At 68.6% G+C, this 14,292-nt stretch carries 16 protein-coding genes; 13 read left to right on the forward strand and 3 right to left on the reverse strand.

Going from position 1 to position 14,292, the window contains the following annotated elements; genetic code table 11:
- Positions 1–59 precede the first annotated feature (59 nt).
- Genes IWX75_RS04200 through IWX75_RS04215 form a run of 4 tightly spaced genes read left to right on the forward strand, consistent with a single transcriptional unit; the run spans position 60 to position 3,457 of the window.
- Entirely contained in the window at positions 60–779 is a 720-nt protein-coding gene (locus IWX75_RS04200; RefSeq protein WP_196821000.1) for an HpcH/HpaI aldolase family protein, read from the forward strand.
- Complete coding sequence (locus tag IWX75_RS04205) at positions 763–1,863, forward strand: alanine racemase (protein ID WP_196821357.1); 1,101 nt, start codon at positions 763–765, stop codon at positions 1,861–1,863. Before IWX75_RS04200 ends, IWX75_RS04205 begins: the two co-directional genes overlap by 17 nt.
- 47 nt (positions 1,864–1,910) lie before the next feature.
- Entirely contained in the window at positions 1,911–2,957 is a 1,047-nt protein-coding gene (mgrA, locus tag IWX75_RS04210; RefSeq protein ID WP_196821001.1) for an L-glyceraldehyde 3-phosphate reductase, read from the forward strand.
- Positions 2,957–3,457: a GNAT family N-acetyltransferase gene (locus IWX75_RS04215; protein WP_196821002.1), complete on the forward strand. Its 501-nt coding sequence runs from the start codon at positions 2,957–2,959 to the stop codon at positions 3,455–3,457. Before mgrA ends, IWX75_RS04215 begins: the two co-directional genes overlap by 1 nt.
- A 19-nt stretch (positions 3,458–3,476) precedes the next feature.
- On the opposite strand, the gene IWX75_RS04220 is transcribed toward IWX75_RS04215, so the two are convergent.
- Entirely contained in the window at positions 3,477–3,902 is a 426-nt protein-coding gene (locus IWX75_RS04220) for a DUF1801 domain-containing protein (RefSeq protein WP_196821003.1), read from the reverse strand.
- A gap of 281 nt (positions 3,903–4,183) precedes the next feature.
- Between IWX75_RS04220 and IWX75_RS04225 the strand changes: the two genes are divergently transcribed.
- The 3 genes from IWX75_RS04225 to IWX75_RS04235 all read left to right on the forward strand — a co-directional run bounded on the left by IWX75_RS04225 (position 4,184) and on the right by IWX75_RS04235 (position 5,950).
- On the forward strand, positions 4,184–4,645 hold the full coding sequence (locus IWX75_RS04225; protein WP_196821004.1) for an Hsp20/alpha crystallin family protein: 462 nt from the start codon (positions 4,184–4,186) through the stop codon (positions 4,643–4,645).
- A gap of 484 nt (positions 4,646–5,129) precedes the next feature.
- A complete protein-coding gene (locus IWX75_RS04230) occupies positions 5,130–5,504 on the forward strand; it encodes a DUF7793 family protein (RefSeq protein ID WP_196821005.1) in 375 nt (124 codons plus the stop codon).
- A complete protein-coding gene (locus tag IWX75_RS04235) occupies positions 5,501–5,950 on the forward strand; it encodes a DUF7793 family protein (protein ID WP_196821006.1) in 450 nt (149 codons plus the stop codon). The genes IWX75_RS04230 and IWX75_RS04235 overlap by 4 nt, the downstream gene beginning before the upstream one ends.
- On the opposite strand, the gene IWX75_RS04240 is transcribed toward IWX75_RS04235, so the two are convergent.
- Positions 5,927–7,345 (reverse strand): family 4 glycosyl hydrolase, encoded by a 1,419-nt coding sequence (locus IWX75_RS04240; RefSeq protein WP_196821007.1) that lies wholly within the window; start codon positions 7,343–7,345, stop codon positions 5,927–5,929. The genes IWX75_RS04235 and IWX75_RS04240 overlap by 24 nt on opposite strands.
- A 65-nt stretch (positions 7,346–7,410) precedes the next feature.
- On the opposite strand from IWX75_RS04240, the gene IWX75_RS04245 reads away from it, so the two are divergent.
- Genes IWX75_RS04245 through tsaD form a run of 6 tightly spaced genes read left to right on the forward strand, consistent with a single transcriptional unit; the run spans position 7,411 to position 12,503 of the window.
- Positions 7,411–8,496 carry a PfkB family carbohydrate kinase gene (locus IWX75_RS04245; protein WP_196821358.1) on the forward strand — a complete coding sequence of 362 codons (1,086 nt, stop codon included), beginning with the start codon at positions 7,411–7,413 and terminating at the stop codon, positions 8,494–8,496.
- Positions 8,497–8,538: 42 nt separating this feature from the next.
- Positions 8,539–9,702 (forward strand): alanine racemase, encoded by a 1,164-nt coding sequence (gene alr, locus IWX75_RS04250; RefSeq protein ID WP_196821008.1) that lies wholly within the window; start codon positions 8,539–8,541, stop codon positions 9,700–9,702.
- On the forward strand, positions 9,695–10,246 hold the full coding sequence (tsaE, locus tag IWX75_RS04255) for a tRNA (adenosine(37)-N6)-threonylcarbamoyltransferase complex ATPase subunit type 1 TsaE (protein ID WP_196821009.1): 552 nt from the start codon (positions 9,695–9,697) through the stop codon (positions 10,244–10,246). Before alr ends, tsaE begins: the two co-directional genes overlap by 8 nt.
- 9 nt (positions 10,247–10,255) lie before the next feature.
- Positions 10,256–10,921, forward strand: coding sequence for a tRNA (adenosine(37)-N6)-threonylcarbamoyltransferase complex dimerization subunit type 1 TsaB (gene tsaB, locus IWX75_RS04260; protein WP_196821010.1), 666 nt, complete (start codon positions 10,256–10,258; stop codon positions 10,919–10,921).
- Positions 10,918–11,418: a ribosomal protein S18-alanine N-acetyltransferase gene (gene rimI, locus IWX75_RS04265; RefSeq protein ID WP_196821011.1), complete on the forward strand. Its 501-nt coding sequence runs from the start codon at positions 10,918–10,920 to the stop codon at positions 11,416–11,418. Before tsaB ends, rimI begins: the two co-directional genes overlap by 4 nt.
- On the forward strand, positions 11,415–12,503 hold the full coding sequence (gene tsaD / locus IWX75_RS04270; RefSeq protein ID WP_196821012.1) for a tRNA (adenosine(37)-N6)-threonylcarbamoyltransferase complex transferase subunit TsaD: 1,089 nt from the start codon (positions 11,415–11,417) through the stop codon (positions 12,501–12,503). The genes rimI and tsaD overlap by 4 nt, the downstream gene beginning before the upstream one ends.
- Before the next feature lie 18 nt (positions 12,504–12,521).
- Here the strand turns inward: tsaD and ptsP are convergent, their stop codons facing one another.
- The gene (gene ptsP, locus IWX75_RS04275; protein WP_196821013.1) at positions 12,522–14,207 is read right to left on the reverse strand and encodes a phosphoenolpyruvate--protein phosphotransferase; all 1,686 of its coding nucleotides are present in this window, start codon (positions 14,205–14,207) and stop codon (positions 12,522–12,524) included.
- Positions 14,208–14,292 lie beyond the last annotated feature (85 nt).

A 14,292-nucleotide genomic window follows, 5' to 3' on the forward strand; every position in this document is an offset into this window, starting at 1 on the left:
CGGCCCGCTGCCCACCACGGGTGCACGACTTCCTGCGCCGTTTCGGCGAGAATGGCTGCATGACGACGAAACCCGGTGTGTGGGTGACCCTCGGGGATGCCCGCACGGCCGCAGAGCTCGAGCACGCCGGCTTCGACTGGCTGGGCCTCGACGCGCAGCATGGCCACTTCGACGACCGCAGCCTTCGGGATTTCTTCGCCCTGCGGCGCGATCGGGAGGCCACCGTGCTGGTGCGGGTGGCAGCGAATGATCCCACGCTCATCGGACGAGCGCTCGACGCCGGAGCCGACGGCGTCATCGTGCCCCTGATCGACACCGCGGAGCACGCCGAGGCGGCCGTGGCAGCTGCCCACTGTCCGCCCAGGGGCAGGCGCAGCTGGGGTCCGCTGCCCGGCACTCCCGCGAGCCGTGGGACCGAAGTGCCCGTGCCCTTCTGTGCAGTGATGGTGGAGACTTCGCTCGCCGTCGAGAACCTCGACGCGATCGCGGCGACGCCTGGCCTCGACATGCTGTTCGTGGGCCCCTTCGATTTGTCCCTCGCGCTCGGGCTCGACGTCGATGACCTTCTGTCCGACCGCTCGGAGCACGCACCGCTTCCCGCCATCGTGCGGGCCTGCCGCACAGCAGGGATACTGGCGGGCGCCTATGCGGGCTCGCTGGACCGCACGAGGGCGCTTCAGGAACAGGGCTTCGCGTGGATCGCGGCGGCCACCGACACCGGAGTCCTCCACCTGGGAAGCGCCGCCGCCCGCGCCGGTCTGTCTGCCGATGATTCCTGACCAGATCGACACGCCGTCGGTGATGATCGACGTCGGTGTGCTCGATGCGAACATTGCACGGATGGCGTCGGCGATGCACACGCGGGGAGTGAGACTGCGGCCCCATGCGAAGACGCACAAGGTCCTCGAGATCGGTGCCAGGCAACTCGCAGCGGGCGCGGTGGGCCTGACCGTGGCCACGATCGGTGAGGCCGAGACCTTCGCGGCAGGCGGGGCCGCGAATCTCTTCATCGCCTACCCGCTGTGGGTCGATGCACGACGGGCACGGCGCCTGCGGGTCCTCAGCGAAGCAGCGGCCATCCGGGTCGGCGTCGACTCGGTGGAGGGCGCCGCGGAGATGGGCCGGAATCTCGGCACCGGAGCCCGGAACGTCAGCGTACTGGTGGAGGTGGACAGCGGGCACCACCGCAGCGGCGCCAGGCCCGCCGACGTCGTGGACATCGCCCGCGCGGCCGCGGATGCAGGACTCCTCGTCGAAGGAGCCTTCACCTTCCCCGGCCACAGCTATGCACCGGGAATGCCCCAGCACGCCCTGCAGGACGAGGACACCGCGCTCAGGGAAGCGTCGTCGCGCCTTCGAGCCGCAGGATTCGACGTCGATGAGCTGAGTGGCGGTTCCACGCCCACAGCCCTTCTCGGCGGAGGAGGCGCGGCCACCGAGCTGCGTCCGGGCGTCTACGTTCTCGGGGACGCGCAGCAGTACGAGCTGCAGCGCTGCGCCCTGGAGGACATTGCGCTGACGGTCGCCGCAACGGTCGTGAGCCGATCCGCTCCGGCACACGCCAGGGGCCGCCGCGTCGTCGTCGACTCCGGAAGCAAGATCCTGGGGAGCGACCGTCCCGCCTGGGCCACCGGCTACGGGAGGCTTCTCGACGAGCCCGCCGCACGCATCGTCGCACTGTCCGAGCACCACGCCACCATCGAATGGCCCGACGGCGCCGCGATGCCGGCGCACGGGCAGCGGCTGCGGATTGTCCCCAACCATGTGTGCCTCACGATGAACCTCGTCGATCGGGTGAGCGTGGTGCGGAACGGCTCGGTCGAGGACGAATGGGAAGTTGCCGCGCGGGGACAGAACAGCTGAACGGTTCCGGAGAGCCGGCGCGGCGATGTCCCCAATAGGATGGGTGGATGACCTACCACCCCGCGGAAGACCGTTACGAAAAGATGAAGTACCGCCGTGTCGGCAAGAGCGGGCTGCAGCTGCCCGCCGTGTCCCTCGGCCTCTGGCACAACTTCGGCGACGACAAATCCTTCGATACCCAGCGCGCCATCCTGCGCCGCGCCTTCGATCTCGGCGTCACGCACTTCGACCTGGCGAACAACTACGGACCGCCCTACGGCAGTGCTGAGACGAACTTCGGGCGCCACTTCGCCGACGACTTCCGGCCCTTCCGCGACGAGCTCGTCATCTCGAGCAAGGCCGGCTACGACATGTGGCCCGGCCCCTACGGCAACTTCGGCTCCCGCAAGTACCTCCTGGCCAGCCTCGACCAGTCGCTGAACCGCATGGGCCTCGACTACGTGGACATCTTCTACAGCCACCGGCCTGACCCCGAGACTCCCCTCGAGGAAACCATGGGCGCGCTGGACACCGCCGTCCGGTCCGGGCGCGCACTCTACGCCGGCATCTCGTCCTACTCGCCCGGAAGGACCATCGAGGCCGCAGCCATCCTGCGCGAGATGGGGACTCCGCTGCTCATCCACCAGCCGTCCTACTCGATGCTCAACCGGTGGGTCGAGAACGGTGAGCCCAACCTGCCGCAGGCGCTCGAGAAGGTGGGCGCCGGGTCCATCGCGTTCTCACCGCTTGCCCAGGGCCTCCTCACTGACCGGTACCTCGACGGCGTTCCTGCGGATTCCCGGGCCGCCGCGGACAAGTCACTCTCGGAAGGCCACCTGTCCGAGGACAACCTGCGGCGCGTGCGGGGCCTCAACGAGATCGCGGGCGGGCGTGGCCAGACGCTGGCCCAGATGGCGATCGCCTGGATCCTGCGGCCGCAGGCCAAGGGGACGCCGATCACCTCGGCGCTCATCGGAGCGTCCAGCGTGAAGCAGCTCGAGAACAGCCTCGCGGCCGTCGGCAACCTCGACTTCACCACCGAGGAGCTTCACGCGATCGATGAGTTCGCCGTCGAATCGGACATCAACCTGTGGGCGGGAGCGCTGAAGGCCTGATGCGCACCCTCCGGAGGGCGGTCCGTAGTGACTGGGCCGCCCTCTGGCGCATCATGGAGCCGGTGGTCAGGGCCGGGGACACCTACTGCTGGGATCCCGCCATGGAGGAGGAGGCAGCGCGGCGGGAGTGGTTTCCCGAGGAACCCCTCGATGCAACGTTGTGCGTCTATGTGGTGGCCGACGACGACGTCGTGGTGGGCACTGCTCAATTGCACGCGAACCGTGGGGGCAACGGCAGCCACGTTGCCAACGCCTCGTTTCTGGTGGCGGCTGACTCCGGCGGGAAAGGATTCGCGCGGTTGCTCGCTGAGCGGGTGATGGAGGAGGCTCGTGGTCAGGGCTACGAATCGATGCAGTTCAACGCCGTGGTGCAGACGAATGAGCGGGCGGTGGCGCTGTGGCAGTCCCTGGGATTCGAGGTGATCGGCACTGTTCCGAACGCCTTCCGGCATCCTGTGCAGGGACTGACCGGCCTCCACATCATGTATCGGGAACTCTAGGGACGCATCCGCGGGAATGCTAGCCGAGGGTGAAGTCCGCCGTCGTCATGTAGGTGTGGCCCAGCCGGATCAACTCCTGAAGCACTTCGGTGTCCACCTCTGCCAGCGACGGGATGTACAGGCACGCAGCGCCGGTCCGATGCCTGCCCAGACGGGCGAGGAGGTCCTCCGCGCCGGGGGCGATCGTGAGTCCGTACAGGGCAAGGGCGTCGCTCCGAGGGGAAAACCCGACGGCGAGGGCGTCCCCTTCGCGACCGGAGGCGTATTTGTAGGAATACTGCCCGAACCCGATCATCGAGGGCCCCCACAGAACGGGGTCGAGCTTCGTGATCGACTGCATCATCCGGAGCACCGCGAAGCCGTCATTGCGGCGTCGTTCGTTGGTGACATCGTTGAGGAAGGCGATCGGGTCGGCCGTACTCGGTCGGGTCTTGTTCGCTGCCACCGCGCCACCTGGCTTCCTGTCGCGGGAAAGGCCCCGGAAGGACCTGTCCTGTGTCAGGTCCTTCCGGCCATCCTAAGCGGTCGGCACCGGCCGTTGCCGGGTCGAGGGACACCGGTGGTCGGGTCGAATGCGGAAGGGAAAAATCTTCCGGCAGATCTGGCACTCTCCCTGCAGGAGTGCTAACCTATTTCCGTAGTTGAGCGAAGGACGCTCAACTACCCGAAACAATGGATCGAGCGTTGCTTCCGAGGGAAGCGGCACACCTGAAGGAGTTGACAACAATGGCTATGAGGTTTGACCCGTTCCGCGAGATCGACCGTGTTGCCGGTGCGCTTCTGAACAGCGGGCCGGGCCTGCGCGGGATGCCGATGGACCTGTACCGCCAGGGAGATCATTACGTCCTGAATGCGGATCTTCCCGGGTTGGATCCAGGATCGGTCGACATCGATGTCGACGGGCAATTGCTGACCATTCGTGCGGAGCGGACACTGCAGGGCGCTGACGGCGTCCAGTGGTTGACCCGTGAGCGCGACAGCGGCTCGTTCCTGCGCCAACTCAACCTGGGACAGGGAATCGACACCGAAAACATTTCCGCACATTACGAGAACGGTGTCCTGAGCGTCACCATCCCTGTGGTCGAGAAGGCGAGGTCCCGCAAGATCGCGGTGACCACCAACCACGATTCCGACGTCGTGGAAGAGGGTACGGATCCACGCAACAGGCAGCAGGCCGTGGAGCCCTAGGACGCCTGTTCAAGAGCGCCGCAAAACGCCGGATCCAACCAACGGTCGGGTCCGGCGTTTCTCGTGGAAGCGATTCGGGACGATTCCCCAGAAGCGAGCTGTAGCAACCCGGAGCGCCCCGACACCACCTGAAGCAACCCGGTTCAATCCGGTGCAACCGGTGCAAGGTCGAGAAAGGGACCGGGGGCGTTGCTGGGGGTGAAGCCCCGGTCTCAAGAGGGCTTGCGGCCCCCGGTCCCATTCGAGGGCAGCCGCCCGATTACCGGCGGTTCTGCCGCTGGCTTTTCTTGAACTGCTGCCTTGACGCAATCATCACGTGCCGTTCTTGGGAAAAGCTTGTGTTCTCTCCCCGACGACCCGGCCCCGTAACAAGGCTTCTCGAACGCTCCGCCGTGTCACGAGGGTCGGTCGGGAACTTCGGACTACGCTTCGCTACAGTGCATCGCTAAAGTGCTCAGTCACCGGGGGAGATTCGATGGGCCGCGTGTCAGCTGCCAGGGGTAAGGCGTGGATCAGCACCACTGGAGGAAACGGACTCCGCCTCGAGTGGGAGCCTTCCTCCCAGGTGGAAGCCGACGACGCCCGGTCCGTCCTGGAAACGAGTACCTTTCTGGCCGGCGGGGAACCGTACGTACTCCTGGTCGACCTGACGATGCTCATCTCCATCAGTACCGAGGCCCGGGACGTCTTCAATGCCTGCGGCGATGTCCTCGCCGCGGCAATGGTGGGGCAGGGTCCCATGGACCGGGTTCTGGCTGCACCTTCGGGGAACGCCGGCCATCCCACGGGATTCTTCACCTCGGAGGCCGATGCGCTCAGCTGGCTCGGAAGAATGAGCTCCGGAGGAAGGAACCCATGAACAATCCGCGAAATCGCACGGGCAGGTTCCTCGCGGTCCGGGAGGACAACGATCTCATCCGCGTCGACTGGGATCGGGGCATCACCATCTCCGACGACGACGCCCGCCAGCTGATCGCCCGGCTTGCTGAACTCTCCCCGCTCGTGTGCGGGCCGATGCTCGTCAACCTCAACGGCATGGTGTCCCTCAGCCGGGGATCCCTCAGCGCCTTCGCCGGGAACCTGGATATCTCGGCGATGGCGCTCGTCGGGCACTCGGCCGTGGACCGGCTCCTGGCGGGATTCTTCATCGGTGTGCATCGCCCGCCGTATCCCACCTGCTACTTCGACTCCGAGGAGGCCGGCGAAGAGTGGCTGCTGGGACGCCGTCATCTCGACCGGGACTGCGTCCTCGAGCCCTCGACATTCGAGCCGGTTGAGCTCTCACTCCCGCCAGAAGCTCCTTAGGCCGGGGAAAACCTCTTCATACCCCTGCAGCACGCGGGCTGCAGCGTGCGCCGAATCGATGAGCGGGTGGAGGGTGAAGGCCTTCAGCGCCGCGTCCCGGTCCGCACGCAAAGCCGCCTGCACGGCCTGCTGCTCAGCCCCCTTGACCGACGCCATCAGACCGAGTTGGGAAACGGTCAGGGGCGAGGCGGGGAGCGGAACAGCCCCGCTGCCGGACACCCGCGCCGGAACCTCGACGACAGCGTCCTCCGGCAGCCCACCGAAGGTTGTGCCGTTGCGGACGTTCAGGATCAGTTCGGCGGGAGTGTCCGTCAGCAGCGCGTGCATCACCTGCAGCGCCACCCTCTCGTACCCGCCTCCGGCGAGGTCGCTCAGTTCCCGTTGCTCGTCGGGGCGGCGCGCCTCCACGAGGTAACCGGACTCCCGCGCCAACCGCGCTTCCTCCCATACCGCGAACGGGTGCGTCGCCTCGAGCAGTCGTGGGTACAGCCCGTGCTGCTGGCTCGCGAGGATCTCGCCGCGGGTCTGCCCGGCGGATGACACAGCACGCAGTGCCTCACGATGGAAGTAGTAGTAGAACAGGTACTCGTTGGGCAGGGCGCCGAGAAGCCGGAGCAGGTCGGGGCCGAACACCCTGCCCTCCTCGAAGGACAGTAACCGTGCAGGATCCCGCAGCAGGGCCGGAAGCCGGTCCTCGCCGTCGTGCATCAATCCCCGCAGCCACCCGAGATGGTTCAGGCCCACATAGTCGACGCCGGTGAGGGACCCGGCAGCCAGCGGGATGCCTGCGGCAGCGCAGGCACGCGTCACGAGGCCCGACGCCGAATCGCAGATGCCGATCACGCGCCCGCCGAGGACAGTCTGGAGCGCCTCGGTCACCATTCCGGCGGGATTGGTGAAGTTGATGAGCCACGCGTCGGGCGCGTGCTCCTGCAGCAGACGCGCCACGTGCATCATGTCGGGAATGGACCGGAGAGCGTAGGAGATCCCACCCGCACCGACGGTTTCCTGACCCAGCAGGCCCGCACCGAGCGCGACACGCTCGTCGAGGACGCGGCCCTCCAGCCCGCCGCTGCGGACGGCTGCGAAGACGACGTCGGCCCCCACCAGCGCAGTACGCAGGTCCGATCGGACCTCCACCTCGGGCCGGTGTCCGGCATCGGGCGCGGAGCCGCCGGCGGCTCCGGAACCGGCGCCCGGAGGCGGCCTCGCCGCGAGCCCCGCATCCCCGGAGAGCGGCATGTCATCGAGCACCCGCCGGATGGCCTCCGCGCGTCCGGCATCGGCATCCACCAGGACCAGCGAGTCGATCAGGCCGGCGAAACGCCCTTGGGACAGCGCGCGGTAGACCAGAGGGACACGGAACCCGCCGCCGCCTACGATCACCAGTTTCATCGGCGTTCCGCTCCCTTCCAGCACGTCGCAGGCCGGCGGTGCAGCCTACGAGTATTGTGCCGTACATGGTTCATCAGCACCGCTTCGACCCCCTGGCCGGCCGGCGGACCAGTGAGGAACCCGAATTCGACCTGCTGGTCGCCGGCCAGGTGTTCTTCGACATCATCTTCACCGGACTCGAGCAACTGCCGTCACCCGGCACCGAAGTGTGGACCGACGGGATGGGTTCGAGCCCGGGAGGGATCGCGAACCAGGCCATCGCTGCGAGCAGACTGGGGCTCCGGACCACGCTGGCGGCCGCGTTCGGTGACGACGGGTACGGGCAGTCCAACTGGAACATCCTCCAGGATCAGGAATACGTCGACCTCTCGCGGTCCCGGGTCTTCGAGAACTGGCACTCGCCCGTCACCGTCTCGTTGTCGGTGCACCGCGACCGCTCCATGGTGACCCATGGCCACCCGTCGCCCCTCTCCGCCTCGACGCTCATCGGAGACCCGCCGCGCTGCCGTGCCGCCGTCGTCGGGGTCGAACTGGAGGTCGAACGCTGGGCGCGTGCGGCGAGCGCCAACGGAACCAAGCTTTTCGGAGATGTGGGGTGGGATCCTGCCGGGAAGTGGGCTCCGGAAACCCTGCGTTCACTCGAGTATTTCCACGCCTTCATGCCCAATGGAGCCGAGGCGATGGCCTATACGCAGACGGACGATCCCTGGGCCGCGCTGTACGCGCTCGCTGACCGCGTCCCCGTGGCGGTGGTGACGGTGGGGCAGCACGGCGCCATGGCCATCGACTCGTTGACGGGCGAGGAGGAGTGGGTGCCGGCGCTTCCCGTTGCTGCCTACGATCCCACCGGCGCCGGTGACTGCTTCAGTGCAGGCTTCGTGGTGACCGATCTCCTGGGGCTGCCGCTGGCCGACCGGCTGAGCTTCGCCAACCTGTGTGCCTCGCTCTCCGTCCAGCATGTGGGGGGATCGCTGGCCGCGCCCGGCTGGGGGGACATCGCCGACTGGTGGCACCGGATGAGCGCCGAGCGCGACGGCGTCCGCAAGCAGTGGCTGCGTCGCTATGCCTTCCTGGAGGACCTGGTGTCGGATGTGCCCCTCGAGGCCGTCCGCCGCGCGTCGGCCACCATCGCGCGGCATTCGGACGCGTAGCCGGGAGTGTCGAGGAAGCGGGTGCAGTGACAGAATGGGCCAGTGAGTTTTCCAAGTCCGGTCCCGGCTGACCGCCGCGCAGAGATAGACCTCGACGCCGTCCGCTCCAATGTCCGCCATATCGCTCGGCTGGTGAGTCCCGCGAGGGTCATGGCCGTAGTGAAGGCCGATGGCTACGGCCACGGCGCGGTGCCCGTGGCCAGGGCGGCGATCGAAGCGGGAGCAGCGTGGCTGGGGGTGGCGCACATCGCGGAGGCCGTCGCGCTCCGGGAAGCAGGAATCGAAGCGCCGCTGCTCGCCTGGCTCCACACTCCCGGCTCCGACTTCGCCGCCGGTATCGAGAATTCTGTGGACCTCGGCGTCTCCGGCTGGGAGCTCGAGCACGTGGTGGCCGCCGCACGGTCCCTCGAACGCCCCGCGCGTGTCCATCTGAAGATCGACACCGGACTCGGCCGGAACGGCTGCCCGCCGGAGCAGTGGGACGCCCTGCTCGGCAAAGCCCTCGAGTACCAGGAGGAGGGCCTCCTGAGGGTGGTGGGAATCTTCTCGCATCTCGCGGTGGCCGACGAACCCGAGCGGCCCGAGACCGACGACCAGTTGCGGCGTTTCCGCGAAGCGGTGGCGGTCGCGGAAGACTGCGGGGTGGACGTGGAGGTGCGCCACCTCGCCAATACCCCGGCAACGCTCTCCCGGCCGGATTGCCACTTCGACCTGGTGAGGGTAGGCCTCGGGATCTACGGGCTGTCCCCGTTCGCCGACCAGACTCCGGAGCATCTCGGCCTGCGCCCCGCGATGACCCTTGCGACGTCGGTTGCCAACTGCAAGGAGGTTCCTGCCGGGCAGGGAGTGTCCTACGGATTCACCTACCGGACGGCGGAACGGACCACCCTCGGCCTGATCCCGGTGGGTTACGGCGACGGCGTTCCGCGGATCGCCACCGGTGCGCCGGTGATGGTGGACGGACGCTGCTACCCCGTGGTCGGCAGGATTGCGATGGACCAGTTGGTGATCGACTTCGGCGCGGACGGCCTCGTCGACTCGGACGAGAGCCCGCTGGGCCACCGGGCCGTTCTCTTCGGCGGGGACGACGCACCGTCGGTCCAGGCCTGGGCGGCGGCGTCGCACTCGATCAACTACGAGGTGGTCACGAGGATCAGCGGCCGGGTACCCCGGATCTACCTCAACGAAACGGCGACCGATGATTAGGCCGGCATGGACCGTTGAGCGCCAGGTGCGGTCGGCGGAGGAACTCAAGGAGCTCGCCCGGCGGCTCGCGGTCGACCTCCTGGCCGGCGATCTGCTCGTCCTGGCCGGTGAGCTCGGCGCCGGCAAGACCACCTTCACGCAGGGCCTCGGCCGCGGGCTCGGCGTCCGGGAGGGAATCATCTCTCCCACTTTCGTCCTCGTGCGCCAGCACCCGAACCTCGGCGACGGGCCGGGCCTGGTCCACGTGGACGCCTACCGGCTGGACTCCGCCGCCGAGATCGACGACCTCGACCTCGAAGCGACGCTGGACACCAGCGTCACAGTCATCGAGTGGGGTGCGGACCGTGTCGAGCACCTCACGGCGAGCCGCCTCGACATCGCCATCACCCGGCCGGTGGGCGGCGGGCTCGTCCCGGGCCCCGGACTCGATCCGGAATCGCCGGTGACGTTCGACGACGACGCCGACGAACTCCGGCACATCAGCATCACCGCCCACGGGCCCCGCTGGTCGGCCGGGCAACCGGCGTCGCTGCTGCTCGATTAGGCTGTACTGGTGCTCATCCTTGCCCTCGACACCTCCGCCGCGGCCAGTGCCGCGCTCCTGAGGGACGGCGGAGTGGCACAGCATTTCCTCGGCACCGACACCCGCGCCCACGCCGAGGTGCTGGCCCCCGCCGTGCAGGACCTCCTTGACGCGGAAGGGGTTGCGGGTCGGGACCTTGACGCCGTCGTCGCCGGGGTGGGGCCGGGACCGTTCACCGGTCTCCGGGCCGGACTGGTGACGGCTCGCACCCTCGCTTTCGTGTGGGAGGTGCCGCTGCACGGCGTGATGAGCCTCGACGCGATTGCTTACGATGCGCGAGCGGACGGCCCCGAGGGCTCCGAATTCCTGGTGGCCACCGACGCGCGCCGCACGGAGGTGTACTGGGCCCGGTATGCCTGGGGAGGCGAAGGGCTTCCCTCCCTGCTGGACGGCCCGCACGTGGGAGCCGCCGCGACCCTGCCGGACCTGCCCGCCTACGGGCGCGGAGCAGGGCTGTATTCGAGCGCCCTGGCGGCCGTGCCCGGGTTTGCCGCCAGAAACCCCGATGCCGCCTCCGTGGGATTGGTTGCGGAGCGAAGCCTCCGGCAGGGGCTTCTCCTCCGCGACACGACGCCGCTGTACCTGCGGGAATCCGACGCGAAAGTCCCCGGGCCGCGAAAGAGGGCAACCCCGTGAGTTTCACCCTGCGAGACCTGACCTTCGAGGACATCGGCACCGTCGGGCGGCTTGAGAACGAGCTCTTCCCGGTCGATGCCTGGCCGCTCCAGATGTTCTACGACGAGTTCTTCCAGCCCGACACCCGGCGGTACGTCGTGGCCGAGGTCGACGGCGCAATGGTCGCCTACGCGGGTCTGATGTGCGTGGATACCACCGCTGACATCCAGACCATCGGAGTGCTTCCCGCGTTCGAAGGCAGGGGTATCGGACGCGCACTGCTCACCGAACTCCTCGCCGAGGCGGCCCGGCGGGGTGCTGACAATGTGATGCTGGAGGTGCGCGCCGACAACCCCCGCGCCCAGCAGCTCTACACCCGCTTCGGCTTCGAGCGCATCCACACCCGCCGGAGGTACTACCGCGACGGCGTCGACGCCTGGATCATGCGGCTGGCACTTCCTTCCCCGGAGGCAGGCCCCCGGAATCCGTCCGGAACCATCCCGGCGGACGGCCGATGAACCGCACCGAACCCCTGGTACTCGGCATCGAATCCTCGTGCGACGAAACAGGCGTGGGGCTGGTGGCAGGTACCCGGCTGCTCGCCAACACGGTGTCCTCGTCCATGGCGGAGCATGTGCGCTTCGGCGGTGTCATCCCCGAGATCGCGTCACGCGCGCACCTCGATGCCTTCGTTCCGGCGCTCCGGCAGGCCCTCGACGACGCCGGCGTCACCCTCGAGGACGTCGACGCCATCGCAGTGACCGCCGGGCCCGGACTCTCCGGCGCCCTCATGGTGGGAGTCTCGGCGGCGAAGGCGCTCGCCGTGGCCACCGGCAAGCCGCTCTTCGCGATCAACCACCTCGTGGCGCACGTGGGCGTCGGAATGCTGGGGGGCACCTTCCCGCAGGGGCTTCCCCCTCGCCTCGGCGCGCTCCTGGTCTCCGGCGGACACACCGAGATCCTGCGGGTGGGCAGCATCGCCGCCGACGTGGAACTGCTCGGGTCGACGATCGACGACGCCGCCGGCGAGGCCTACGACAAGACGGCCCGGATCCTGGGGCTCGGCTACCCCGGCGGTCCCGCGATCGACCGGCTGGCCGCAGGGGGCAACCCCACCGCCATCCGTTATCCCCGCGGGCTCACCCAGCCCAAGTACATGGGCTCCGCGGAACATCCCGGGCCGCACCGGTACGACTGGTCGTTCAGCGGACTGAAGACCGCGGTGGCGCGCAGCGTCGAACACTTCGAAGCCACCGGGCAGCCGGTCCCGGTAGCCGACATCGCGGCGTCGTTCCAGGAGGCAGTGGTGGACGTCATCACCGCCAAGGCCGTCCTCGCCTGTACCGAGAACGGCATCAGCCACCTGTTGCTGGGTGGGGGAGTCGCGGCGAACGCCCGCCTGCGCGGGCTCGCCGCCGAGCGCTGTGCGGCGGCGGGCATCGAGCTCACCGTGCCCCCGCCGTCGTTGTGCACCGACAACGGTGCCATGGTGGCCGCCCTCGGCGCGCAGCTCGTGATGGCCGGCGGCACGCCGAGCGGCATCGGTTTCGCCACCGATTCCTCCCTGCCGGTCACGAGCATCCTGCTCCCACCGCTGAGCTAGGGCAGTTACAGCCGGCAGTTACAGGCCCAGGCTCTCCAGCACCGGAAGTTCAGCCCTCACCCGGGCCCGCGCCTCGTCCGCGGTCGGGGAGCCGACCGCGATCGCCGCGAGTTTCCGGGCGTCCTCGAGGCTGACGCTGCCCAGTACGGCGCCCACCCCCGCCAGTGCGCGGAACGTCATCGACAGCGTCGAGACGCCGAGACCCACCAGCACGACGGCGAGGGCCGGGTCGGCGGCGGCCTCACCGCACACCCCGACCGGCTTGTTGGAACCCTCGGCCGCTGAGCCTTCGACGGTCAGCTGAACGAGGCGAAGCAGGGCCGGCTGCCATGAATTGTTGAGCGCGGCGAGTGACCCGAGCTGGCGGTCGGCGGCCATCGTGTACTGGGTGAGGTCGTTGGTGCCGAGGCTCGCGAATTCGACCTCCGACAGGATCGCTGCGGCGGTCAGTGCCGCCGAGGGCACCTCGACCATCACTCCCGGCGTCTTCAGTCCAGCAGTGGCGCACATGGCGGCGAATGCTGCTGCCTCCTCCGCGGTGGCGATCATGGGCGCCATCACCCAGACCTCCGCGGAGGTCTGGGCGGCGGCGTCGGCGATCGCGGTGAGTTGCCGCTCGAGGACACCGGGCGAGGTGAGATCGGTGCGGTAGCCCCGCACCCCGAGCGCGGGGTTCGGCTCGGTGGAATCGGTCAGGAACGGGAGTGGCTTGTCGGCGCCGGCGTCGAGGGTGCGCACCACCACCTTCTTGCCCGGGAACGCATCGAAGACACCCTTGTAGGCGGCGATCTGCTCGTCCCCGGTGGGCTCGGTGTCCCGCTCGAGGAAGCAGAACTCGGTCCGGAGCAGGCCGACGCCCTGTGCTCCGGCGTCAGCGGCGGCTCTCGCGTCCTTCGCGCCGCCGACGTTCGCGAGGAGCGGTACCTCATGACCGTCGGCCGTGACGCCGGTGCCGTCGAACACCGCGAGCGCCGCCGCCGCCGCCGCATAGGCTTCGGCGGCCGCCGCTTCGTCGTCGCCGGGATCGAGCATGATCCGTCCCGCGGCGCCGTCCACGAAGACGGTGCTGCCGTCGTCGAGCGTTCCGACGCCGTTCGCCGCCACCACTGCGGGAAGGCCGAGGGAACGCGCGATGATGGCGGTGTGGGACTGGGGTCCGCCGCCCGAGGTGACGAGTGCCAGCACGAGCTCAGGGTCGAGGGTCGCCGTGTCGGCGGGCGCGAGGTCTTCCGCCACAAGGATGAAGGGGGTGTCCGACGCCGGAATGCCGGGCGCGGGCAGGCCGCGCAGCTGCGCGACGATGCGGGCGCGGACGTCGAGGACGTCGGCCGTGCGCTCGGCCATGTAGCCGCCGAGATTGTGGAGCATCTCCGCGACGGACGCACCGGCATCCCACACGGCGCGCTCGGGGGAGGACCCGCCCCGGATCAGCTTGCCCGCCGCCTTGAGGAGCATGGGGTCGGCGGCCATGAGCGAGGTGGCCTGGAGGACCGCCTTGCCGTCACCCTTCGCGGCCGCCGCACGGGACTTCAGCTCCTCCTGGACCGACTTCGACGCCGCGCGCAGCAGTTCGATGGCCTCCTCCGCCGCGTCAGGGTCCGCAAGGCGCTCACCGACGGGCGGTTCGCTGATCGACTCCGGCATATGGCGGATGGTGCCGATCACGCGGCCGGGACTTACGCCCACCCCTGAGAAATTCTGCATTGAACGTCCTCGTTTCCTCATCTGTGCTTGCATCTAGAACCATTCTGCAGGGTGAAGCGGACGGTGCAGGGGTTCGGGGAAGAAA

The sequence above is a fragment of the Arthrobacter sp. CAN_A6 genome (assembly GCF_015751715.1).
Taxonomy (GTDB): Bacteria; Actinomycetota; Actinomycetes; order Actinomycetales; family Micrococcaceae; genus Arthrobacter_D.